The following is a 21,866-nucleotide window of genomic DNA, read 5'->3' on the forward strand; positions in this document are numbered from 1 at the left end:
GGTCAGGCCCTCCGGGCCGGGAGGTCGACCGTTCCGAGGACCCGCGCGTCCAGGACCGACACGAGCTCCACGATCCGGCCGTCGACCACGGTGCAGGACATCACCCCGAGCGGCTTGCCCGTGGGGCCCCAGGCCATGATGCCCGGCGCGCCGTCGACGAGCACCCGCCGCCCCGTGACCCGCGCCGGGCCGCCCCGCAGCGCCTCGCGGGCGAGCGCCGTCGCGCCGATCCGCACGGTCGTGCCGTGCGCCGTGTGCGTCGTCCAGCGCACGTCCGGGTCGAGGACCCGCAGCAGCGCCTCGAAGTCGCCGGCCCGCGACGCCGCGAGGAACGCGTCGACGACGGCGCGCTGCCGGCTCCGGTCGGACGGCTGCGGCGTGCCCTGGACCTTGCGTCGTGCGCGGCTGGCCAGCATCTTCGCGGCGTCGGCGGACTTGTCGAGGACCCGCGCGATCTCGTCGAACGGCACGGCGAACATGTCGTGCAGGACGAACGCCAGCCGCTCGTCGGGGCGCAGCGTGTCGAGCACGACGAGCAGCGCGAGCCCCACCGAGTCGGCGAGCGCCGCGTCCTCCGCGGGGTCGTCCTCCGTCACCACCAGCTCCGGGAGCTCGTCGACCGCCGACTCCGGGTGGGTACGCCGAGACCGCAGCGCGTCGATGCAGATCCGCCCGACGACCGTCGTGAGCCAGCCCGCGAGGTTGTCGATCGCGGCCGGGTCCTGCCGGCTCAGGCGCAGCCACGCCTCCTGGACGGCGTCCTCGGCGTCGGCGTGCGAGCCGAGCATGCGGTAGGCGAGCGCCACCAGCCGGCCCCGCTGCGCCTCGAACGCGTCGGCCACCGCGCCGACGCCGGTCTCGTTCGTCTCCACGCCAGTTACCTTCCCTCGCCGGGTGCCGTCGTGGGGGATGACGGGCCCGGGAGGGCCGAGGTAACCGACGGAAGGACGCGTCATGGACGTCGTGCTGTGGGTCGTCACGGGGCTGCTGGCCGCCGTGTTCCTGTTCGCGGGCACCAACAAGCTGGTGATCCCGCGGGAGAAGCTGCTGGCCGCGCCGGGCGGAGGGTGGGTGGACGACTTCGACGAGGGCTTCGTCAAGGCGCTCGGAGCAGCGGAGGTGCTGGGCGCCGTCGGGCTCGTGGTGCCGGGGGCCGTCGGGGCGGCGACGTTCCTGGTCCCGCTCGCCGCGACGGGCGTGGGGCTCGTGATGGTCGGCGCCGCGGTCGTGGAGGTGCGCCGGGGCGAACCGGCGCACGCCCTCCTCAACCTGTTCTACCTGGCCCTGGCGGTGTTCCTGGTGTGGGGCCGGCTCGGCCCCGCACCGCTGGGCTGACCACGCCGCCGCCGAGCTACGCGGCCTGGAGCGGCCGGGAGAACGACTTGCGCAGCGACGACGGCGCCACGACCGGCAGCAGCGCGGCCAGCAGCTTGCGCTTGGCTCCGCGAGGTTCGCGGGTGAGCTCCACGTCGACCCGGGTGCCGTCGTCCTCCGCGGTGAGCTGGAAGATCCAGCCGCCGCCGGGCCCGAACACCTTGGAGTCGTGCGTGGTGACGACGACGCGGCCGCGGTCGAGGTCCCAGTGGTAGCGGGCGCGTTCCCAGGAGGACGCGGTCCCCTCGGTGACCTCCGCCCAGTCGTCGCCCACGGCGTGGACCTCGAAGTGGTCGGCGTCGATCGTCGGCCAGGCGTCGGGGCGGGCCGGGCTGAAGTCGGTGAGGATCGCCATCAGCTCGGGGACGCTGAGGGGCGAGGTGAGGTGGAAGCGGACGGTGGTCATGGCGGGCTCCTTCGGGTGGGCCGGGTCTCCCGGCGGTTGATCCCACCCTCCCGGGCCCGCACCCCGGCTCGCGCCCGTGCCGGACCCTGGTGGACCCCCGGGCGCCCGGCGGAGTCCTCAGGGGACGAGCTGCTGGGACAGCTGCCACCGGTCGGCGCCGGCGTCGTGCGTCACGGTCGCGAGGGCGCCGTTGACGAGCGCGAGGTGCGGGGGGACGTGCCCGCAGTCGACGTCGCCCACCACGGGGACGCCCAGGTCGCCGAGCGCGTGCCGGACGGCGTCGTGCTGGGTCCAGCCCGGCAGGTCGGCGCCGCCGGTCCGTCCCACGAGGACCGCGCGGGCGTCGTCGAACCAGCCGGCGTACCGGAGCTGGAAGAGCCGGCGGGTCGTGTCGGCGGCGTTCGACTCGGCGCACTCGAGGTAGACGATCGTGCCCTCGGGCGCGTGCTCCCGGGCGAACCGGGGCACGTCGCCGAACGGCGTGCCGACGAGGTGCGTGATCGCCTCGAGGCAGCCGCCGATCAGGCGCCCGGAGACCGCAAGCTCCCCGCCGGCGTGCGCGTCGAGGCGGGTCCACGTCCCCGCGCTGTCGTACGTCGGCTCGACGACCGCCGGGTCGGCCTCCCAGTCGTCGTAGCCGTGAGCGCGGTGCCGCTCGGACGCTCCCTGGACGACGGTCGAGCCGGTCGGCGCGGCCACGACGTCCAGCCAGGACGCGAGGGGCGTCGGCACCCGGTAGGGCGTGTCCATGAGGTTCTGGCCGTGCAGCGTCGCGACGCCGGTCAGGACCGTGAGGGGCAGGAGCAGCGTCGAGACGTCCGAGAAGCCCACGAGCCACGTCGGGTCGGCGGCGAGGGCGTCCCAGTCGAGCCGGTCGAGGAGGTCGATCGCGATCTCCCCGCCCCACGGCGGGACCACCGCGCGCACCTGCGGGTCGAGGAGCATCGCCGTGAGCTCCGCTGCGCGCTCGTCGGCCGGGGCCGAGACGATGCCCGAGCCGTCCAGGCAGCGTCCGAGGCGAGGCTCCAGGCCCCGCGAGCGGAGCGTGTCCAGGGCGACCTCGAGCCGGGGCACGAGGCTCGCCGCGACGCCGGACGACGGCGCCGTCACGCCGACGACGTCACCGGGTGCGAGCGGGGCCGGGTAGCGGATCATCGCCTCAGCATGCCCGATCGAGCCGACGCGCAGACCAGCCCGCCGACGAGCGCGAGGCGGGAGGGCACGAGCCGACCCTCACCGGCCGCTACGGTGGCCCCATGCCACGCACCGTCGCGCCCGAGCAGGACGTCGAGGACTTCGCGCTGCGGGTCGCGAGGACCCTCGGGCTCGGCGACGGGACGGCGGGCGAGCTTGCGGGCGGCAACATGAACCACGCGGTGCGGGTCCGGACCGACCGCGCGGACGTCGTCGTGCGGTTCACCCGGGACGCCGCGCGCCGGGGCGACGACCCGTTCGACGTCGAGGCCTGGTGCGCGGGCGCCGCGGCGCGAGCGGGGATCCGGACGGCGCCGGTCGTCGCGCGGACGCACGTCGAGGGCGAGTCGGTGCTCGTCGTCGAGCACGTGGCGGGCGTGCCGACCGCGCCCGACGACCTGGCGGGCTGGCGGGCCGTCGGCACGATCGCCGCGCGGCTCGCGGAGGTCCCGACGGACGACGCGCCCGACGGGCTGTTCTCGCGGTTCGGGCGCGACCTCGCGGGCGCGTGGGACGCGCACGTCGCCTACAACCTCGAGGCGCTCGGCCCCGACGACGCGCTGCCGGGGCTCGGCGTGTACGACCGGCGGGACCGGGGCCGGCTGCGCGAGGTCGTGGCGTCGCTGCGGGGCCGCGACCTGCGGCAGGGGCTGTCCCACGGCGACCTGTGCCACCGCAACCTCCTGACCGCCGCGGACGGCGGCTACGTCGTCCTCGACTGGGGGTCGGCGCAGGCGGGGCCGACACCGTGGACGGACCTCGAGCAGATCCGCCGCTGGCACGTGACGGGCGACGTGGAGACGCCGGTGTCCGCGGCGGCGTGGGCCGAGACGCTGGCCGGGGCGCTCGACGGGACCGGCACCCCACCGGACGACGCGGCCCGGATCCTGGGTTCGCTCGCGGTGCTTCACGCGCTCGACGTCGTCCGGTGGGCGCTCGACCGGCGCCCCGACCGCCTGGCCGAGCTCGCTGCGGGGTCGGCCGCGACCGTACGACGCGAGCTGCCGCGCCTCGGCTGAGGATCGGGCGCGCTACGCGCCGAGCACGCAGAACTCGTTGCCCTCGACGTCGGCCATGACGACGAACGTCCTGCCGTCGCCCTGGCCGACGTCGACGCGCCGCGCGCCGAGGCCCTCGAGCCGGGCCACGTCGGCGGCCTGGTCGGTGGAGCCGAAGTCGAGGTGCAGCCGGTTCTTCACGGCCTTGCCCTCGGGGACCGGCTGGAAGACGAGGCTCGGCGGGCCGTAGACGGTCTCGCCCTCCTGCGGGAAGATCACCGCCTCGCCGCGCTCGCCGTCCTCGCGGCCGGACCAGCCGAGCGCCTCGCCCCAGAAGTCCGCGACCGTCGCGGGGACCGCGCTGTCGAACACCGCACCGCTGAACGTGAGTGCCATGCCCTCCACGGTGCCAGGCGTGTCAAGGGTCGTGGGCCGCGGTCAGCCGGCGTCCTCCCCGTGTCCCGCTGCGACGTCGCGGTAGCCGAGCGCGCGGGACAGCGACGCGAGCGCGTCGCGCGCCTGGACGAGCTGGGAGAGGTCGGCGGCGCTGAGCGTCGAGAGCGCGTACCGGACGCGGCGGGCGCTCTGGTCGCGCGCCCGTGCGCGCACCTCGTCGGCGACGGCGGTCGCGGTGTACCTGACCTCGCCGGAGCCGCCGCCCGTGGACCGCACGAGGTGGCTGCGCTCGAGCTGGTGGACCACCTGGCGGACGGCCGTGGTCGGGTGGTCGGTCACGCCCACGAGCTCCTTGAGCGTGGCGGGCGGACGGCGCATGAGGTGCATCAGGACGACGACGCCCAGCTGGGGAACGGGCTCGATCCCGCCGCGGCGCTCGGCCTCACGGCGGACGTGGTGGTTGACCTGGTCGAGCACCTCGGCGAGGTCGACGACGGACCGCACCAGGTCCCGCGCGTCGTCCAGGTAGGGGTCGTCGGTCACGGTGCGACCCGGCTCATCGCAGGGCCCCGCTGGCGGCGAGCTGGAGGGCGCCGACGAGCTCGGCGCCGGTGGACAGCGCTGCCGGCACGACCTCGAGGACGGCGGCGGTGGCCGGCTGCGCGTGCCGCGCGATGGAGGCCTGGACGCCGTCGATGAGGGCGGGCCCGGCGTCGCCCAGCTCGCCGCCCACGACGACCGCCTGGGGGTTGAGCAGGTTGCACAGGTCGGCGAGCACGCCGCCCAGCGTCCGGCCCGCCTCGTTGAGGATCCGGTCGGTGATGCTGTCGCGGACGGTGGTGAGCCGCAGCGTGCTCGGGTCGAGCGTCGGGTGGGTGTGCGCGATCTGCTCGCGGACCGAGTCCACGGAGACCACGGCCTCGAGGCACCCCCGGTTGCCGCACCGGCACATCTCGGTCTGCCCCGGGAGGTGGGTGTGCCCGATCTCGCCGGCGAGGCCGGTCGCGCCGCGGTAGGGCGCGCCCCCGATCACGAGGCTCGCGCCGACGCCGTGCGACGCCTTGACGTAGAGGAAGTTCTGGAAGTGCCGCCCGACGCCGCGCGTGAGCTCGCCGTACGCGCCGAGGACGGCGTCGTTCTCGATGTGGACGGCGGTCCCGAGCCGCTCGCCCAGCTCGTCCGCGGGGGAGCGGCCCACCCAGCTCGAGAGGATCGTCGGCGACTGCACGAGCCCGGTAGCGGTGTCGAGCGGCCCGGGGATCCCGGCGACGACGGCGCCCAGAGCCTCGATCTTGTGCGTGCGGCGCAGCCGCCCCAGCAGGTCCGTGGCGACGTCCATGGCGTCGGAGGCCTGGAGGTCGACGTCGAGCTCGACGCGTTCCTCGCCGACGGTCCGTCCGAGCCCGTCGGCGACGGCGACGTAGATGTGGTTGTGGCCGAAGTCGATCCCGGCCACGTGGGCCCCTGCGGCGACCGCGGTGAGCCTCGTGGCGGGACGACCGCTCCCGGAGCCCGGGCCCTTCACTGCGGGCTCGCTCTCCGTGATCAGACCGTCGGACAGCAGCCGGGTGATCGCGTGGTTGACCGTGCTACGGGACAGGCCGGTGGCCTCGACGAGGTCGGAGCGGGTGATTTCTTCACTGGTGCGAATGAGCCGGTAGAGGTCCTCACGCGTGCGGTCACGCGGTGAATACTGCTGCGGCGACTTCTGCGGCGTCGTTGCCATGGCTCGACCCTAGTGCATGCCGGTCGGTTTTTGTTCCGGCATGCGTCCGAAAATACGGCCGACGAGCACCCGAAAACCTCGTTAAAACGGGACTGTTTGTGCCGTTGACAGCGATAAAAGATTCGCCTTAGCGTGCGATCAGTCCGCGAGTCTCGTGGGCGACGCACCCGGGAAGGGCGCCCAGCGTCGGGCGCCCTGCCGGTCCCTCCGATCCCAGTCGGACGCACCCAGTTGTCAGAGAGGACGACGAAGAGATGCACCTTCCTCCACGCGTACGCGGCGCCTGCCGCGTCGCGATCCCGTTGACGCTCGCCGGCGCGCTTGTCGCCACGGGCGCACTCGCCGCCGGAGCGGCCACCACGAACCCCAGCCCCAACGCCCTCGAGCTCGCCAACGCGCAGCTCTCGAAGAAGGCGGCCACCGAGGGGATGGTGCTGCTGGAGAACAACGACAACGCCCTGCCGGTCGCGAAGTCGACCAACGTCGCGCTCTTCGGGGTCGGCGCCTACGCGACGGTGAAGGGCGGCACCGGTTCGGGGAACGTCAACAACCGCTACTCGATCAACGTGCGGACCGGCCTCGAGAACGCCGGATTCACGATCACGACGAGCGACGCCTACTGGGGCGCGATGACGACCGCGTTCGACACGAAGTACCCGCCGAGCTCGACGGGCGGGGTGTTCGGGCCGACCATCGACTACGCGTCCGTCGAGCAGGCGCTCACGGGCACGTCGGTCCAGCCGAAGGCGCCCACGGACACGGCGATCTACGTCGTCGCGCGGAACTCGGGCGAGGGCGCGGACCGCAAGTCGGGGGCGGGCGACTACCAGCTCACCGACACCGAGCACGACGACATCCAGCGCATCGGCCAGACGTACCAGCACGTCATCGTGGTGCTGAACGTCGGTGGCGTCGTCGACACCTCGTTCTTCAAGCAGATCAACAAGGCCGCCAACGACCCCGAGGGCGGCAAGCCGATCGACTCGCTGCTCCTCATGAGCCAGGCCGGCCAGGAGGGCGGCAACGCGGTCGCCGAGGTGCTCGACGGCGACGTCACACCGTCCGGCAAGCTCACCGACACGTGGGCGTCGAAGTACTCGTACTACCCGGCCTCGGCGACGTTCGGTGCCAACGACGGGAACACGACGACCGAGCAGTACACCGAAGGGATCTACGTCGGGTACCGCTACTTCGACTCGTTCTACGCGTCGCTGAACGCGTCCGACCCCGACGGCGTCGTCGACTACCCCTTCGGGTACGGACTGTCGTACACGAACTTCCACATCGACGCGCAGAGCGTCACCGCGGACATGAACAAGGTGACCGTCAAGGCGAAGGTCACGAACGTCGGCAAGACCTACTCCGGCAAGGAGGTCGTGGAGGCGTACTTCTCCGCGCCGCAGAACGGCCTCGACAAGCCGTACCAGGAGCTCGCCGGCTACGCGAAGACCGACGACCTGGCCCCCGGCGCCTCGCAGGTGCTCACGATCTCCTACGACACGACGGAGATGTCGTCGTACGACGAGTCGAAGGCCGCGTACGTCATGGACGCGGGCGACTACCTCGTCCGCGTCGGAGACTCGTCCCGCAACACGCACGTGGCCGCGAAGCTCCACCTGGGCTCCGACCTCGTGACCGAGCAGGACCACAACGAGCTCACCGACCAGAAGCCCGACTCGGTCCTCTCGAGCGACCCGGCGAACTTCTACACGTACGACGGAGAGAGCGACGAGATCGCGGCCGCGCCGCAGGTCGCCCTCGACACGACCGGCTTCACCGCCACGCAGGCCGCGTCCGCGTACCAGCAGGACGTCACCGTCGACAACACCTCCCCGTACTACGCGCTCGACGGCGACACCATCTCGTCGACGACGGCGTACACCGACCCGAACCAGACGAGCTGGGAGGGCACCGGCGCGCCGTACGCGGCCAAGACGGGCGAGACCGTCGAGCACGTGACGACCAGCCCGACGAACACGCTCTACGACGTCGCCAAGGGCAAGATCACGATCCAGCAGCTCGTCGCCGGCCTCTCGGTGACGCAGCTCGCGAACATCGTCGAGGGTGCGAGCGCCGCCGGGTCGACGCTGTCGGCCACGGGCGCGGCCGGCTACACGACAGCCAAGTACGAGAACCTGGGCATCCCCGCCCTGACCCTCTCCGACGGCCCCGCGGGCCTCCGCATCACGCAGAAGATCGCGACCACGCCGGCGACGTACCAGTTCGGCACGGCCTGGCCGGTCGGGACCCTGCTCGCCCAGACCTGGGACCGTGACCTCGTCGCGCAGGTCGGCCAGGCGGTCGGCAAGGAGATGCAGGAGTACGGCGTCTCCCTGTGGCTCGCGCCGGGCATGAACGTCCACCGCGACCCGCTCAACGGCCGCAACTTCGAGTACTACTCGGAGGACCCGCTCAGCTCGGGCCTGACGGCGGCGGCCATGACCGCGGGCGTGCAGTCGGTCCCCGGCGAGGGCGTGACCATCAAGCACTTCGACGGGAACGAGCAGGAGGCCAACCGCAACGCGGTCAACGACGTCGTCGACGAGCGCGGGTTCCGCGAGATCGAGCTCAAGGGCTTCGAGGTCGCCGTCAAGGCGGCGCAGCCGATGGCGGTCATGAGCTCCTACAACAAGATCAGCGGCACCTACGCGTCGCAGAACTACGACCTGCTCACGGACATCCTCCGCGGCGAGTGGGGCTACCAGGGCCTCGTCATGACCGACTGGGGTGGCAGCCACGACACCGTCGGCACCATGTACGCGGGCAACGACCTCATCGAGCCGGGCAACGCTCCGCAGAACGTCATCAACACGACGATCAAGGTGCCGCCGGCCATCGACGTCTCGGGCCTGCCCGTCTACAACAAGACCGTGACGAGCACCCGCACGTCCTACGCGTGGTCGTTCAACGGCCTCACGCCCTCGGCAACCGGCTCCGTCGCCATCCCCACCACGGTGGACGCGAACACGGACCTGTCGAAGGTGCCGGCGTCGGGCACCACGACGGTGGACGCCATCAACAACCAGGTCTTCACGCCGAACCCGAAGTTCACCTCGGTGAACGACGCGTACACGCAGACCGCGGCGCTGCTCGCCGGCTCCGCTCTCACGGCGGCGCAGAAGGCAGGCGTCACCCTCACCGACGTCGTCCACGCGACGCCCGGCGACGACACGACGCCCGTCGTGTCGTACAAGGTGACCGTCACGGGCAACTACCCGGCCGCGGGCTACACCATGCGCCTCGGTGACCTGCAGCGCTCGGCGATCCGCGTGCTCACGACGGTCGAGCAGTCGGCGCAGTTCGAGCAGCTCGCGTCGCTCCAGGGCGTCTCGGGCATCAAGGCCAAGCCGTACGAGGACCAGTTCACGGACCTCAAGTCGTACGTGGCGGCCAGCAAGGGCAAGGTGACCACGGAGACCGGCCCGGCGCCGGCGTTCACGGTCACGACCAGCCCCGCGGCTCCGGCGAGCGGCTGGTTCACCGGCCCGGTGAACGTCTCCGTCTCGGCCGCCGCCGACGACATCGTCACCGTCGCGGTCGACGGCGGCGAGTCGCAGGCGTACACGGGCACCCCGGTGACCGTGTCGGGCGACGGCGAGCACCAGGTGCTCGTCGCGGTCACGGCCGACAGCTCCAAGCCCGGCCTCAAGGCGCTGACCCTCAAGATCGACGGCACCGCGCCGACGGTCTCGGTCACCTCCGCGGTCTCCGGCAAGCTGGCCCTCAAGGCGACGGACGAGCTGTCCGGCGTGAAGTCGATCCAGTACTCGCTCGACAACGGCAAGACCTGGAAGACGTACACGTCGGCGGTCGCGATCTCCGGCGCCCCGAAGGCCGTGAGCTACCGGGCGACGGACAAGGCGGGCAACGTCAGCGCGACGACGTCCGTGACGGTCCAGGGCGTCCTGACGCTCTCGAAGCCGGTCGTCAAGGGTTCGGCGGTCGTGGGCTCGAAGCTCACCGCGTCGGTCGCGCAGCACACCTCCGGCGCGACGCTGTCGTACCGGTGGAACCGGGACGGCAAGGCGATCTCGGGTGCCACGAAGTCGACCTACACCGCGGTGTCGGCCGACCGGGGCACGAAGCTGAGCGTCACGGTCACCGAGAAGAAGTCCGGCTACACGACGGTCACCGCCACGTCGGCGGCGACGACCGTGCTGGGCAAGCTGACCCTGTCGACGCCCACCATCGCGGGCACTGCGGCCAAGGGTCACACCGTGACCGCGAAGGTCGCGCAGCACACCTCCGGTGCGCAGCTCTCGTACCAGTGGTACCGCAACGGCAAGGCGGTCTCGGGTGCGACGTCGTCGACCCACAAGGTCGTCTCCGCCGACCAGGGCAAGAGGCTGACCGTCAAGGTCACGGAGAAGAAGTCGGGCTACCTCACGGTGGTGAAGACCTCGGCCTCCAAGACCGTGAAGAAGTAGCGGCTCAGCCGAACGAGGCCCCGTCGTCCACCCGGACGACGGGGCCTCGTGCCGTCCGGTCTCGGGCCGCGTCGCTCTCGGCGCGTCCTAGGGTGGGCGGGTGACGACGGAGACCGGGTACCGGGAGCCGGACGCTGCGGCCGTCGGGAGGCTCGTCGACGAGGTCCTCACCGCCGCAGGCGACCCGGCGCGCGCCGCGACCGCCGCGTGGGTCCGGAGCGGGTCGTCGTCGCTCGTGGTGCTGGGGGAGCGCACCGCCGTCCGCGTCGCCCGCGACCCGCACGCCGCGCCCGAGCTGCTGCGCGCCCAGCGGCTCGTCGACGCGCTGCCGTACCTCCCGTTCGCGGTCCCGCGCTCGGTCGGCGAGGTCGCCGTGCTCGACGGCGTCACCGCGGTCCCCGTCCGGCGGCTCGGCGGGACGCCCCACGAGCCGGGGAGCGGCGACCCGGTCGAGCTGCGCCGGCTGCTCGTCGCGATCCACACGATCGACCCCACGCCCCTGGAGGGTCTGCTCGCCCGCCCCCGCGCGTTCTACGGCGGCGACCGCTGGTACGAGGTGCTCGCCGAGGACGCCGTCCCGCTCCTGCCCGCGACGCTGCGCGCCGCCGCCCGGGACGCCGTGGACCGGCTGGCCGCAGCCGAGGTGCCGGTGAGCGCCGTCGGGCACGGCGACCTCGCGGGCGCCAACGTGCTGTGGGACGGCGGGCGCGTCGTCGGGGTGCTCGACTGGGACCTCGCGAGCGTGGACGACCCCGCCGAGGACGTCGCCAGCCTCGCCGGGTGGCACGGCTGGGACCTCGCACCCGCGCTCGCCGACCCCGCCACGGTCGAACGGGCGGCGTTGTTCCGTGCCGTCGCCCCGCTCACCGTCGTGGCGTTCGCGCTGCTCCGGGGACGGCCCGACGAGGAGGTCGCGCGCGCCGTCGCCCGCGCGGCCGAGCGCCTCCCGGGCAGGCTCCCGGGATAGCCGAACGGCCCTACCGGCGCGCGGCGGACCCGTCGACGACCTCCCCGTACGCGGTGACGAACTTCCCGAGCAGGGTGACGAGCTGCTCGGCGTCGTCGGCACCGAGGGCGGCGAGGGCGGCGTCGTACTGGCCGAGCGAGCTGGCGATGGCCTCGTCGAAGATCGCGAGGCCGTTCTCGCTTGCCGTGAAGACGTAGGCGCCGCGCTCGGGGTCGCGCTCGCGGTCGAGGAGGCCGGCCTGGTGGGCGGCGTTGACCTGACGGTTGACGGTGGACTGCTCGAGGTTCAGCTCCTCGGCGATCTGGCGGAGCGTCCGCGGCGTGTGGTCGCTGAAGAGCCAGAGCAGCCGGCCGTCGGCGACGTTGAGGCGGCCCTGGTGCTCGGCGATGCGCCGGTGCTGGTCGAGGTGGAAGAGCGCGGACGCGACGCGTGTCCCGGGCGCTGCCTCGCGAGAGGTCACGGCGGAGCGGGTCCGGGCGGACGGTCGGGCGGCGGTCATGGGTCCTCCTGCGGTGGGGGCGTCGTTGCCCCTCGTGAGATATGTAGGTAGCATACATGACAGGTCAGCCTTGTGTAACTTGCACATCCCTCCGAGGAGTCCCCGTGAACCCGCCGTCCACCACCACCGCGCGCCGGAGCGACCGCGCGGTGCTCGTCATCGCGGTGCTGTGCTTCAGCAGCCTGTGCGCCGCGCTGATGCAGTCGCTCGTCATCCCGATCCAGTCCGAGCTCCCGCAGCTCCTGAACACCAGCGCCAGCAACGCGTCGTGGGTCGTCACCGCGACGCTCCTGGGCGGCGGCGTCTCCATGCCGCTCACGGGTCGCCTCGCCGACATGCTCGGCAAGAAGCCCGTGCTCGTCGCCGCCGCGTCGATCCTCGTGATCGGCTCGTTGATCTGCGCGCTGTCCGACTCGCTCGCGTTCGTGCTCGTCGGCCGCGTCCTGCAGGGTGTCGCGATGGGCTACATCCCCGTCGCGATCTCGATGGTCCGCGAGGTCGCCCCGGCTCGCCTGGTCAACACCGCCGTCGCCGCCGTCAGCGCGACGCTCGGCGTGGGCGGCGCGCTCGGCCTGCCGCTCGCCGCCTGGATCGCCCAGGGCCACGACTGGCACCTGCTGTTCTGGGTCTCGACCGTCCTCGCCGTAGCCATGGTGGTGCTGTCCGTCGTCGTCCTCCCGCACGTCCACGACGCGCACCCCGCGCGCATCGACGTGATCGGCGCGATCGGCCTCGCCGTGGGTCTCGTCGGCGTGCTCGTCGGCATCTCCAAGGGCAGCGACTGGGGCTGGGGAGAGCTCTCCACGATGGGCTCGATCGTCGGTGGCGTCGTCGTCCTGCTCGTCTGGGGCTGGTACCAGCTGCGCCGGCAGGACCCGCTCGTCGACCTGCGCACCATGAGCAAGAAGCCGATCCTCTTCACCAACCTCGCCGCCGTGCTCATCGGCTTCGGGATGATGGCGCAGTCGATCGTCGTGCCGCAGCTCCTCGAGCTGCCGTCAGCGGCCGGCGGCCTCGGCCAGACCATCCTCGCGGCCGGTCTGTGGATGGCGCCCGGCGGCCTCATGATGATGGCGTTCGCGCCCGTCTCCTCGAAGCTCCTCACCCGCTTCGGCGGCCGGATCACCATGTCGCTCGGCGCGTTCGTGCTCGCCGCCGGCTACGTCGTCGCCGTCTTCATGACGAACGCGCCGTGGCAGCTGCTCGTCGCGTCCTGCGTGGTGTGCGCGGGCGTCGGGATCGGCTACGCGGCCATGCCGACCCTGATCCTGAGCAACGTCCCGGCAGCCGAGGCCGCGTCGAGCGTCTCGGTCAACACGCTCATGCGGTCCATCGGCACCACCGTCGCGGGCGCGGTCATGGCGCTGGTCCTCACGAGCCAGACGTTCACGCTCGCCCCGGGCACGCCCGAGATCCCGACGCACGGCGCGTTCCGCCTCTGCTTCCTCATCGGCGCGCTCGCGGCGGCCGCCGGCGCGGCGATCGTCCTGCTGATCCCGCGGCGCGGCCGGACGCCCGAGGTCCCCGCCGAGGACGCGGCGCCTGCCGTCCGCGACGAGCTCGCCGTCGCCGCCGTCGCGGAGTAGGGCACCGGGGGCAGGGGTCAAGGATCGGGCGCGCGACACGCGCCCGATCCTTGACACCGTGCAACGGCGCGGGATAGACACCTAGGGGCTTGGACAACGCTGTCAGCCAGCGATGTCACCAGCGTGGTCGAAGCGTTCAGTGCGTCCGTCTCACACCGCACGAAGGGCAGGAACCGACGATGGTGCACCACCCCTTACGAGGACGTCGCGCATGGCGCGTCCTGGCGGCCTCCGGAGCAGCCGCAGCGCTGCTCACGGGGGCCTTCACGGCCGGGCCTGCGCAGGCGCAGAAGCTCCCGGCGCTCGTCACCGACCCCGCCACGTACGTCGACCCGATCATCGGGACGTCGAACGCCGGCAACACCTACCCGGGCGCCGTCGTGCCGTTCGGCATGCTGGCCTGGAGCCCGCAGACGTCGACCGGCAACCAGGCGTCCAACCCCGCGCCCGGCGGCTACCGCTACGACGCGACCCGCATCCGCGGCTTCAGCCTCACCCACCTCAACGGCGTGGGCTGCTCGGGCGCCAACGGCGACATCCCGGTCATGCCGTACGTGGGCGACGTGACCTCGTCGCCCAGCGCCGACACGAAGGACGCCACCTACGCGAGCACGTTCTCGCACGCGAACGAGAAGGCCGAGGCCGGCTCGTACTCCGTCCGCCTCGACAGCGGCGCGAGCGCCTCGCTCACGACGACGCAGCGCACCGGCACCGGGCTGTTCGGCTTCCCGGCGGGCAAGGCCGCGAGCATGCTGTTCCGCACCTCGAGCTCGGAGTCGGGGAGCACCGACGCCACGGTCACGGTGGACCCGAAGGCCAAGACGGTCACCGGCTCCGTCGATGCGGGGAACTTCTGCGGCCCGCAGAGCGCCAACAACCGCCACGACGGCTACACGCTGTACTTCACCGCCCACTTCGACACGAAGTTCGCGTCGGAAGGCACGTGGAAGGACGACGCGCTCACCCCGGGCTCCACGTCGGCGTCGGGCGGCACGGGCTACTCCACGAGCGGCAACCCGGTCGCGGGCAAGGGCTCGGGCGCGTACGTGACGTTCCCCGCCGGGACGCGCCAGGTGCAGGTCAAGGTCGCGATCTCCTACGTGAGCGCGGCCAACGCCGAGCTCAACCTCAAGGCCGAGAACCCGGCCTCGAAGACCTTCGACAAGACCCGCAAGGCCGCCGTCAAGACCTGGGACCGGGCCCTGGGCGCCGCCCAGGTCGGCGGCGGGACCCAGGACCAGAAGACGACGTTCTACACGGCGCTCTACCACTCGATGCTCGAGCCCACGCTCACGAGCGACGTCGACGGCCGGTACCTCGGCGGCGACCGGAAGGTCCACACCGTCACGAAGTACCAGGACGAGCAGTACGGCACGTTCTCCGGGTGGGACCAGTACCGCGGCCAGGTGCAGCTCCTCGCGCTGCTGAACCCCGACGTCGCGAGCGACTACGCCCAGTCCCTCAAGAACTACGCCGACCAGCGCGGCGGCGAGTGGGACCGCTGGCTCCTCGAGAACGCGAAGACGAGCGTCATGTCCGGCGACCCGTCGGCCGCGGCGCTCGCGGGCATGTACGCGTTCGGGGCTCGCGGGTTCGACGTCAAGGGCTCGCTCGCGTCGCTCGTCACGGCGGCGACCGTCCCGACCGAGAACGACCTCAGCAGCGCCGGCTGCAACGTCGAGTGCGTCGGCCAGCGCCCCGCCCTCGACCAGTACCTGAAGATCGGCTACGTCCCCGCGGACGACTGCCACTGCTGGGGCGGCGCGGCCGAGACCCTCGAGGACTCCGCGGCCGACGCCGGCATCTCCGAGCTCGCCTCCGCGCTCGGCAAGGACGCGGTCGCCTCCGAGTTCCGCGACCGCTCCGGCGCGTGGAGCAACGTCTTCGACCCCGACGCGACCTCCGACGGCGGCTACATGCGCAACCGGTCGGCCGACGGCACGTGGTCGGGAGCGAGCTTCAGCCCGGGGACCGGCTCCGGCTTCGTCGAGGGGTCGAGCGCCCGGTACACCTGGATGGTCTACTCCGACGTCGCCGGGCTCGCCTCGGCGCTCGGCGGCAAGCAGGCCACCGTCGACCGGCTCGACGGCTTCTTCAAGGCCGACGACGGCACCTTCGACTTCTCCGCGAAGGACGACACCAAGTACGACGCCACCAACGAGCCCGACATCAACGCGCCGTACCTCTACGACTACGTCGGCGCGCCGTACAAGACCCAGGAGACGGTCCGCGCGGAGATGGACCAGCTCTGGACGGCCGACTCCGGCGGCATCCCCGGCAACGACGACGCCGGGACCATGTCGTCCTGGTACGTGTGGTCGGCGCTCGGCATGTACCCGCAGAACCCGACGCGCGCGGACCTCGTCCTCACGTCGCCGCTGTTCCCGCGGGCCGTGGTGCACACCGGCACGGGCAAGACCATCACGGTGAACGCGCCGGCCGCGTCCTCGAAGAACGTCTACGTCCAGGACGTCCAGGTCACCGGCGCGCCCTCGAACCGGCCGTGGGTCCCCGCGTCGTTCGTGAAGAAGGGCGGCACGCTCGACTACACCCTCGTCGCCAAGGCCCAGAAGTCGTGGGGCAAGGCGGCGGCCGACGCCCCGCCCTCGTTCCGCGACGGCGAGATCCCGGCGTTCGTCCGCTCCTCCGACTCGTCCGTGAAGGTCGAGCCGGGTGCGCAGGCGAAGACGTCGCTCACGATGTCGACCATGACCGGCAAGCAGGTCCGGGTGCGGTGGAGCATCGAGGCGCCGGACGGGCTGAAGGTCACACCCTCCGCCAGCGCGGTCACCGTCCCGAAGTCCGGGCAGGTCACCGTGCCGGTGACGGTCAAGGCCACCAAGCAGGCCGCGGACGGCGTCTACACGCTGCCCGTCACGGCGACGACGACCGACGGGCAGCGCATCGCCGCGGCCCCGCTCACGGTCACCGTCGGCACCGAGGGAACGCTGAGCTGGTACGTCAACAACCGCGCCATCTCGGCCTCGGACGACGACCCGAAGGCGAACTTCGACGGCGAGGGCTGGAGCTACTCGGCGGCGGCGCTCGCGGCGGCCGGGGCGACCCCGGGCGGGACCGTCTCGGCCGGCGGGTTCGACTTCACCTGGCCCGACGTCGCGCCGGGCTCGCCCGACAACGTCGTGGCCGGCGGCGGCGACCAGGTCCTCGACCTGAGCGCGTCGTCGAAGGGCGCGACGAAGCTCGCGTTCCTCGGCAGCGCGAGTGAGGGCCAGGCGTCCGGCACGGTGACCCTCACGTACACGGACGGGTCGACGCAGACGGCCACCGTCGGGTTCAGCGACTGGACCCTCGGCGGTGGTGGCGGTGCCCCGCAGTTCGGGAACGTCATCGCGCTGCAGACCGCGTACCGCGACCAGTCGGGCCTGGGCAAGGACCCCGTGAAGACGGACATCTTCGCGACCGCGCCCATCGCCCTCACCGCGGGCAAGCAGCTCCAGAGCGTGACGCTGCCGACCACGGTCGACGGCGGCGACCTGCACGTGTTCGCGGTCGCCACGGCCTGACGGCCATCGGACGGACGGCCCGGCCGGGGTGGGTGCTCAACCCCCGGCCGGGCCGTCGTCGTGCCCGGGGAGCGAGCCGCGGAGCAGACGGGTGAGGATCCCGGTGAGGCGCGGCTCGACGTCGACCAGGGCGTGCCCGAGGCGCGGGTCGCTGCGGTACAGCGCGAGGACCTCCGCGCCGGGGGTGGCGATCTGCCAGAACGCCCCGGCGAGCGCCACGGCGGTGGCGACGACGTCGACGGCGGCCGGCTCGGGAAGTGTGGGCAGCGCGCCGCGTGTCGTGGCGACGATCGCCTCGAGCTCCTCGTGGGTGACCAGCTTGAAGGCGCGCACGGCCTCCACGGAGACGTTCCGCTCGAGGTTGAGCGGCGCGTGCGCGAGCAGGTCGCAGAAGGGGCCGCGCGCGGCGAGCGTGCGCGCGTAGGCGCCCGCGACGGACGACGGCGTGGGGGCGTCGTCGCCCGCGAGCTCCGCCCGGACCGCGGGGCCCCACTCGCGCCATCCGTCGGCGGTGAGCCGCAGGAAGATCTCCTCGCGCGTCTCGAAGTACCGCAGGAGTGCGGACTTGTGCATTCCGACGGCGTCGGCGACGTCGGTGAGCGTGATCTCGCGGACGCCGCGCTCGGAGGCGAGGCGTCGGGCGGCGTCGAGGATCGCCTGCTCGCGTGCCTGCTTGGCCTCGGCGCTGCGCGCGCGCTGGAACCCGGTGGTGGACGTCACGCAGGCAGTCTAGCGCAACGGCGTTGCGCTATTAAGAGAACGGTGTTGTACTAACTGTCATGCAGCAGACATGGTTCATCACCGGTTCCTCCCGCGGCTTCGGCCGCGCCCTCGTCCGTGCGGCCCTCGAGGCGGGCGACCGCGTCGCCGCGACCGCGCGCCGACCCGAGTCGCTCGACGACCTCGTCGCCGAGTACGGCGACCGCATCCGCCCGATCGCCCTGGACGTCACCGACCCGGACGCTGTCGGCGCGGCGCTCGCCGACGCACGCGAGGCGTTCGGGCGCGTCGATGTGATCGTCAACAACGCCGGCTACGCGAACGTCGCGCCCATCGAGACGGCCGACGACGCCGACGTCCGCGCCCAGTTCGAGACCAACTTCTGGGGCGTCTACCACGTGTCCAAGGCGGCGATCCCGCTCCTGCGCGAGCAGGGGGGCGGGCTCGTGATCCAGTTCTCGTCGGTGGGAGGCCGCGTCGGCGGGTCACCCGGCATCGCGTCGTACCAGGCGGCGAAGTTCGCGATCGACGGGTTCAGCCGGGTGCTCCGCGCCGAGACGGCGGCGTTCGGCATCAAGGTGCTCGTCGTCGAGCCGAGCGGGTTCCGCACCGACTGGGCGGGAGCCTCGATGACGGTGCACGACATCCCGGCCGAGTACGCCGCGACGGTCGGGGCCGCCGTCCGCGACCCCGCGACGTTCCCCGGCGACCCCGCGCGCGCCGCCGGGATCCTCGTCCGCGTCGCGAAGCGCGCCGACGTCCCCGAGCACCTGCCGCTCGGCTCGGTGGCGTCCGCGATGTCCGTCGCGCAGGACGAGCGGCTGCTCGCCGAGGACCGGCGGTGGGCCGCAGTGAGCGCCTCGGCCGACGCCGACCAGCCGTATCCCGTCGAGCTCCCGCCCGATGGGTCCAGACTGGCGTCATGAGCGACTGGAACCAGGGCATCATCGACGAGTTTCGCGCGACCGGCGGGAGTGTCAGCAACTTCGGCCGGGGGCTGGTGCTGCTGCACCACCGCGGCGCGAGGACGGGCATCGAGCGTGTGAGTCCCGTCGCGGCGATCCGCGAGTCCGACGACTCGTGGTTCGTCGCGGCGTCGAAGGGCGGGGCGCCCGAGAACCCGGCGTGGTTCCACAACGTCCTCGTGCACCCCGACGTCGAGATCGAGACGCCCGACGACGGCACGGTCGCCGTGCACGCCGTCCGGCTGACCGGCGCGGAGCGGGACGAGGCGTGGGGGCGGTTCACCGCGATGTCGGAGGGGTTCCGGTCGTACGAGGCGAAGACGACGCGGACGATCCCGGTGCTGCGCCTCACCCGGCGGACCGCGGGCTGAGCGCCGCGGGCGCCGTCGTCGGCCGAAAGGTGCAACCAAAGGGTTGCATCGAGGCTGGCGTCGTGCAACGCTGAAGTTGCAGAACGGGTGCCCGGGAGAGCCGCCCCGACGACCGAGCGAGAGGAAGCACCATGACCACCGTCAACGAGCCCGCCGTCATCGACGACGAGGCGTTCCGGGTCACCCGCACCGTCCGGATCGAGGCGTCGCGCGAGCGCGTGTGGGCCGCCCTCACGCGGGAGGACCTCCTGGCCGAGTGGTTCCCTCAGCGCGTGACCCTGCCCGACGCCGTCCCGGGGGCGACCGGGACCTTCACGTTCGACGGCTACGCCGACGTCCCCGTGCGGGTCGACGAGGCCGACGAGCCGCACGCGTTCGCGTACACCTGGGGTCAGCCCGGCGCACCGCTGACCCCCGAGACCTCCACGCAGGTCCGCTTCACCCTCGCCGCCGACGGCGCCGCGACGGTGCTCACGGTCGTCGAGACCGGCTTCGAGCGGCTCGCCGACCCCTCCGCCGCGATGCGCGGCAACCGTGAGGGCTGGACGAGCGAGCTCGACGAGCTCGTCGCGTTCGCGGAGGGCGCGTGGGTCGACGCGGAAAGTCCCGCGTCGTGACCGCCGCGTCCACGGCCGCGGCGGGTGTCGTTCCCGTGTTCAACGCCCTCGGCGACGACACCCGGTGGGCGATCCTCCAGCACCTCGGGCAGGCCGACCTGTCCGCGTCGGCGCTCGCGGAGCGGCTCCCCGTCACGCGGCAGGCGATCGCCAAGCACCTCGCCGTCCTCGCCGACGCCGGACTCGTCGAACCCGTGCGCGTCGGGCGCGAGGTGCGGTACCGCGCGCTCGGCGCGCGGCTCACCGAGACCGCGCGCGCCCTCGAGGCCGTCGGCGCGGCGTGGGACCGCCGCCTGGCCGCCCTCAAGCGGCTGGTCGAAGACGAGGATCGCGGTCGCTAGTGCGCCGCGCGAGCTGTCGAACGGGGTCGCGTGCGGCCCCTCAGGCAAGCACGGAGGTCTCGGCCGGCGTCGCTGCGGGAGGCGGAGCTGCGTCCCGAGCGCCCCGGACGGCGTCCAGGTAGTCGGCGACGGCGTCACGATTGCGCTCGAGGCAGCGAATGCGGTCGGTCATCCGGTCGCGTTCGCGCTCCAGGGTCGCGATGGTCTCGTCGGTGGCCTCCGAGATCCGGATGGTGCGCGAGGTGTCCATGCACGGCAGGACCTCCTTGATGATCCGGGTCGGCAGCCCTGCGTCGAGCAGACCGCGTACCTGGAGCACGCGGTCGACGCAGGACTCGGCGTAGACCCGGTACCCGCTCGGGGACCGGCCGGAGCTGACCAGCCCTTGCTCCTCGTAGTAGCGCAGCAACCGGCGAGACGTGCCGGTGCGGTCTGCCAGCTCTCCGATCAGCATGTGATCCACGCCACCTCTCGATCGCCTTGACCTTCACATCAATGTCAAGGTTTGAGCATAGGGCATGACCACATCGCAGATCGGGTTGCTCGCATCCGGACGACGCAACGAGGACCCACGTCAGAGGCTCTCCTGGTCCCCTCTCCTGGCACTGGGCACGGCCGCGTTCATGAGCATCCTGACCGAGGCCCTGCCTGCCGGGGTCCTGCCCGAGATGGCCCGCGACCTGTCCGTCAGCGAGTCGGCGGCGGGCCAGCTGCTGACCGTCTACGCCATCGCGACCGGCGTCGCGGCGATCCCCCTGTCCGTGGCCACGTCGGGATGGCGACGCAAGCGGCTGGTGCTGCTCGCCGTGGCCGCCTTCGCCGTCGCCAACGTCGTCACCGCGGTGTCCTCCAGCTACCTCCCGACCATGACGTCTCGGTTGTTCGCCGGTGTGGCGGCCGCAGCCGTCTGGGCCGAGCTGGTCGGGTACGCGCGCAGACTGGCACCGCCTCATCTGCAGGGGCGGGCGATCGCGATCACCATGGCGGGCATCCCGCTGGCCCTTTCTCTGGGCATCCCGGTCGGCACCTTCCTCGGTGGACTGTTCGGCTGGCGACCGACCTTCGGCGTCGTGGCCCTGATCTCCGTCCTGCTGCTCGTCTGGATCGGCGTCTCGGTGCCCGACGCCTCAGGGCAGAAGTCCGGGAAGCGGCAGCCGATCCTGCAGGCGCTCAAGCTGCCCGGCGTCGTGCCGGTGCTGTTCGTGGTGGCCGCCTACGTGCTGGCCCACAACATCCTCTACACCTACATCGCCAGCTTCCTCGACGAGTACGACATGGGCGGCCGGCGCGACATCGTCCTGCTGGTGTTCGGCACCGCGTCCGTGGTGAGCATCTTCGTCACGGGTGCGTTGGTCGACCGCAGGCTGCGGCAGCTGACGGTGGTCTCCGTGGCGTTGTTCATCGTTGCGGCGGTGATGCTGGTGCTCGTCGCCGAGAGCGAGATCGCCGTGTACACGTCGATGGTGCTGTGGGGGCTGGGCTGGGGCGGGGTGGCCACCCTGCTGCAGACCGCCGTCACGGACGCGGGTGGCGACCGAGGTCAGGCCCTGCTGGTGACCACCTGGAACTCGTTCATGGCGGTCGGTGGCGCAGCCGGTGGCATCCTGCTCGACGGCATGGGCCCGACCTCGTTCCCGTGGAGCGTGCTGCTCCTCCTGGTGCCGGCGCTCCTCGTTGTCGTCGTTTGCCACCGGCACGGCTTCCCCACGAAGCGCCCGGACGCGGCATGAGCCACGCACGGTGAGGATCGGCGCT

At 72.4% G+C, this 21,866-nt stretch carries 20 protein-coding genes; 11 read left to right on the forward strand and 9 right to left on the reverse strand.

Annotated features, from left to right (window positions below; all coding sequences use genetic code 11):
- Nucleotides 1–2: 2 nt before the first annotated feature.
- Nucleotides 3–872, reverse strand: coding sequence for a sigma-70 family RNA polymerase sigma factor (locus ACLQ14_RS01390; protein ID WP_425809093.1), 870 nt, complete (start codon nucleotides 870–872; stop codon nucleotides 3–5).
- Between the two features lie 82 nt (nucleotides 873–954).
- Between ACLQ14_RS01390 and ACLQ14_RS01395 the strand changes: the two genes are divergently transcribed.
- Nucleotides 955–1,335, forward strand: a complete 381-nt coding sequence (locus ACLQ14_RS01395) for a DoxX family protein (protein ID WP_425809095.1) — start codon at nucleotides 955–957, stop codon at nucleotides 1,333–1,335.
- 16 nt (nucleotides 1,336–1,351) lie between these two features.
- Here ACLQ14_RS01395 and ACLQ14_RS01400 read toward each other — a convergent pair whose 3' ends face one another.
- Both ACLQ14_RS01400 and ACLQ14_RS01405 read right to left on the reverse strand, forming a co-directional pair.
- Nucleotides 1,352–1,780, reverse strand: a complete 429-nt coding sequence (locus ACLQ14_RS01400; RefSeq protein WP_425809097.1) for a hypothetical protein — start codon at nucleotides 1,778–1,780, stop codon at nucleotides 1,352–1,354.
- A gap of 117 nt (nucleotides 1,781–1,897) precedes the next feature.
- On the reverse strand, nucleotides 1,898–2,935 hold the full coding sequence (locus ACLQ14_RS01405) for a S66 family peptidase (RefSeq protein ID WP_425809099.1): 1,038 nt from the start codon (nucleotides 2,933–2,935) through the stop codon (nucleotides 1,898–1,900).
- A gap of 101 nt (nucleotides 2,936–3,036) precedes the next feature.
- Between ACLQ14_RS01405 and ACLQ14_RS01410 the strand changes: the two genes are divergently transcribed.
- Entirely contained in the window at nucleotides 3,037–3,993 is a 957-nt protein-coding gene (locus ACLQ14_RS01410; protein WP_425809101.1) for a phosphotransferase, read from the forward strand.
- A gap of 12 nt (nucleotides 3,994–4,005) precedes the next feature.
- On the opposite strand, the gene ACLQ14_RS01415 is transcribed toward ACLQ14_RS01410, so the two are convergent.
- Genes ACLQ14_RS01415 through ACLQ14_RS01425 form a run of 3 tightly spaced genes read right to left on the reverse strand, consistent with a single transcriptional unit; the run spans nucleotide 4,006 to nucleotide 6,094 of the window.
- Entirely contained in the window at nucleotides 4,006–4,368 is a 363-nt protein-coding gene (locus ACLQ14_RS01415) for a VOC family protein (protein ID WP_425809103.1), read from the reverse strand.
- A 42-nt stretch (nucleotides 4,369–4,410) separates the two neighbouring features.
- Nucleotides 4,411–4,911, reverse strand: coding sequence for a hypothetical protein (locus tag ACLQ14_RS01420; protein WP_425809105.1), 501 nt, complete (start codon nucleotides 4,909–4,911; stop codon nucleotides 4,411–4,413).
- A 13-nt stretch (nucleotides 4,912–4,924) separates the two neighbouring features.
- Nucleotides 4,925–6,094 (reverse strand): ROK family protein, encoded by a 1,170-nt coding sequence (locus ACLQ14_RS01425; protein WP_425809107.1) that lies wholly within the window; start codon nucleotides 6,092–6,094, stop codon nucleotides 4,925–4,927.
- Between the two features lie 254 nt (nucleotides 6,095–6,348).
- Here ACLQ14_RS01425 and ACLQ14_RS01430 point away from each other — a divergent pair, with 254 nt between their 5' ends.
- Together ACLQ14_RS01430 and ACLQ14_RS01435 are read left to right on the forward strand one after the other, a co-directional pair.
- The gene (locus ACLQ14_RS01430; RefSeq protein ID WP_425809109.1) at nucleotides 6,349–10,521 is read left to right on the forward strand and encodes a glycoside hydrolase family 3 C-terminal domain-containing protein; all 4,173 of its coding nucleotides are present in this window, start codon (nucleotides 6,349–6,351) and stop codon (nucleotides 10,519–10,521) included.
- Between the two features lie 100 nt (nucleotides 10,522–10,621).
- The gene (locus ACLQ14_RS01435) at nucleotides 10,622–11,488 is read left to right on the forward strand and encodes a phosphotransferase family protein (RefSeq protein WP_425809111.1); all 867 of its coding nucleotides are present in this window, start codon (nucleotides 10,622–10,624) and stop codon (nucleotides 11,486–11,488) included.
- Nucleotides 11,489–11,498: 10 nt separating this feature from the next.
- On the opposite strand, the gene ACLQ14_RS01440 is transcribed toward ACLQ14_RS01435, so the two are convergent.
- Complete coding sequence (locus ACLQ14_RS01440; protein ID WP_425809113.1) at nucleotides 11,499–11,987, reverse strand: MarR family winged helix-turn-helix transcriptional regulator; 489 nt, start codon at nucleotides 11,985–11,987, stop codon at nucleotides 11,499–11,501.
- A 104-nt stretch (nucleotides 11,988–12,091) separates the two neighbouring features.
- On the opposite strand from ACLQ14_RS01440, the gene ACLQ14_RS01445 reads away from it, so the two are divergent.
- Nucleotides 12,092–13,573: an MFS transporter gene (locus tag ACLQ14_RS01445; RefSeq protein ID WP_425809115.1), complete on the forward strand. Its 1,482-nt coding sequence runs from the start codon at nucleotides 12,092–12,094 to the stop codon at nucleotides 13,571–13,573.
- Nucleotides 13,574–13,752: 179 nt separating this feature from the next.
- Entirely contained in the window at nucleotides 13,753–17,097 is a 3,345-nt protein-coding gene (locus ACLQ14_RS01450; RefSeq protein WP_425809117.1) for a GH92 family glycosyl hydrolase, read from the forward strand.
- Nucleotides 17,098–17,133: 36 nt separating this feature from the next.
- Here the strand turns inward: ACLQ14_RS01450 and ACLQ14_RS01455 are convergent, their stop codons facing one another.
- Nucleotides 17,134–17,817, reverse strand: a complete 684-nt coding sequence (locus ACLQ14_RS01455) for a TetR family transcriptional regulator (RefSeq protein ID WP_425809119.1) — start codon at nucleotides 17,815–17,817, stop codon at nucleotides 17,134–17,136.
- Between the two features lie 59 nt (nucleotides 17,818–17,876).
- Here ACLQ14_RS01455 and ACLQ14_RS01460 point away from each other — a divergent pair, with 59 nt between their 5' ends.
- The 4 genes from ACLQ14_RS01460 to ACLQ14_RS01475 all read left to right on the forward strand — a co-directional run bounded on the left by ACLQ14_RS01460 (nucleotide 17,877) and on the right by ACLQ14_RS01475 (nucleotide 20,111).
- Entirely contained in the window at nucleotides 17,877–18,743 is an 867-nt protein-coding gene (locus tag ACLQ14_RS01460; RefSeq protein ID WP_425809121.1) for an SDR family NAD(P)-dependent oxidoreductase, read from the forward strand.
- Nucleotides 18,740–19,153 (forward strand): nitroreductase/quinone reductase family protein, encoded by a 414-nt coding sequence (locus ACLQ14_RS01465; RefSeq protein WP_425809123.1) that lies wholly within the window; start codon nucleotides 18,740–18,742, stop codon nucleotides 19,151–19,153. Before ACLQ14_RS01460 ends, ACLQ14_RS01465 begins: the two co-directional genes overlap by 4 nt.
- Nucleotides 19,154–19,284: 131 nt before the next feature.
- Nucleotides 19,285–19,770: an SRPBCC domain-containing protein gene (locus ACLQ14_RS01470; protein ID WP_425809125.1), complete on the forward strand. Its 486-nt coding sequence runs from the start codon at nucleotides 19,285–19,287 to the stop codon at nucleotides 19,768–19,770.
- On the forward strand, nucleotides 19,767–20,111 hold the full coding sequence (locus tag ACLQ14_RS01475; RefSeq protein WP_425809127.1) for an ArsR/SmtB family transcription factor: 345 nt from the start codon (nucleotides 19,767–19,769) through the stop codon (nucleotides 20,109–20,111). Before ACLQ14_RS01470 ends, ACLQ14_RS01475 begins: the two co-directional genes overlap by 4 nt.
- 40 nt (nucleotides 20,112–20,151) lie before the next feature.
- Here the strand turns inward: ACLQ14_RS01475 and ACLQ14_RS01480 are convergent, their stop codons facing one another.
- Nucleotides 20,152–20,565 carry a MerR family transcriptional regulator gene (locus ACLQ14_RS01480; RefSeq protein WP_425809129.1) on the reverse strand — a complete coding sequence of 138 codons (414 nt, stop codon included), beginning with the start codon at nucleotides 20,563–20,565 and terminating at the stop codon, nucleotides 20,152–20,154.
- Nucleotides 20,566–20,734: 169 nt separating this feature from the next.
- Here ACLQ14_RS01480 and ACLQ14_RS01485 point away from each other — a divergent pair, with 169 nt between their 5' ends.
- Nucleotides 20,735–21,841, forward strand: a complete 1,107-nt coding sequence (locus tag ACLQ14_RS01485; RefSeq protein ID WP_425809131.1) for an MFS transporter — start codon at nucleotides 20,735–20,737, stop codon at nucleotides 21,839–21,841.
- Nucleotides 21,842–21,866 lie beyond the last annotated feature (25 nt).

The sequence above is a fragment of the Luteimicrobium sp. DT211 genome (assembly GCF_049844995.1).
Classification (GTDB): Bacteria; Actinomycetota; Actinomycetes; order Actinomycetales; family Cellulomonadaceae; genus Luteimicrobium.

Coding starts and splice junctions, on each gene's coding strand:
- ACLQ14_RS01395 (WP_425809095.1), top strand. CDS start 955: ATGGACGTCGTGCTGTGGGTCGTCACGGGGCTGCTGGCCGCCGTGTTC.
- ACLQ14_RS01400 (WP_425809097.1), bottom strand. CDS start 1,780: ATGACCACCGTCCGCTTCCACCTCACCTCGCCCCTCAGCGTCCCCGAG.
- ACLQ14_RS01405 (WP_425809099.1), bottom strand. CDS start 2,935: ATGATCCGCTACCCGGCCCCGCTCGCACCCGGTGACGTCGTCGGCGTG.
- ACLQ14_RS01410 (WP_425809101.1), top strand. CDS start 3,037: ATGCCACGCACCGTCGCGCCCGAGCAGGACGTCGAGGACTTCGCGCTG.
- ACLQ14_RS01415 (WP_425809103.1), bottom strand. CDS start 4,368: ATGGCACTCACGTTCAGCGGTGCGGTGTTCGACAGCGCGGTCCCCGCG.
- ACLQ14_RS01425 (WP_425809107.1), bottom strand. CDS start 6,094: ATGGCAACGACGCCGCAGAAGTCGCCGCAGCAGTATTCACCGCGTGAC.
- ACLQ14_RS01430 (WP_425809109.1), top strand. CDS start 6,349: ATGCACCTTCCTCCACGCGTACGCGGCGCCTGCCGCGTCGCGATCCCG.
- ACLQ14_RS01440 (WP_425809113.1), bottom strand. CDS start 11,987: ATGACCGCCGCCCGACCGTCCGCCCGGACCCGCTCCGCCGTGACCTCT.
- ACLQ14_RS01450 (WP_425809117.1), top strand. CDS start 13,753: ATGGTGCACCACCCCTTACGAGGACGTCGCGCATGGCGCGTCCTGGCG.
- ACLQ14_RS01460 (WP_425809121.1), top strand. CDS start 17,877: ATGCAGCAGACATGGTTCATCACCGGTTCCTCCCGCGGCTTCGGCCGC.
- ACLQ14_RS01465 (WP_425809123.1), top strand. CDS start 18,740: ATGAGCGACTGGAACCAGGGCATCATCGACGAGTTTCGCGCGACCGGC.
- ACLQ14_RS01470 (WP_425809125.1), top strand. CDS start 19,285: ATGACCACCGTCAACGAGCCCGCCGTCATCGACGACGAGGCGTTCCGG.
- ACLQ14_RS01480 (WP_425809129.1), bottom strand. CDS start 20,565: ATGCTGATCGGAGAGCTGGCAGACCGCACCGGCACGTCTCGCCGGTTG.
- ACLQ14_RS01485 (WP_425809131.1), top strand. CDS start 20,735: ATGAGCATCCTGACCGAGGCCCTGCCTGCCGGGGTCCTGCCCGAGATG.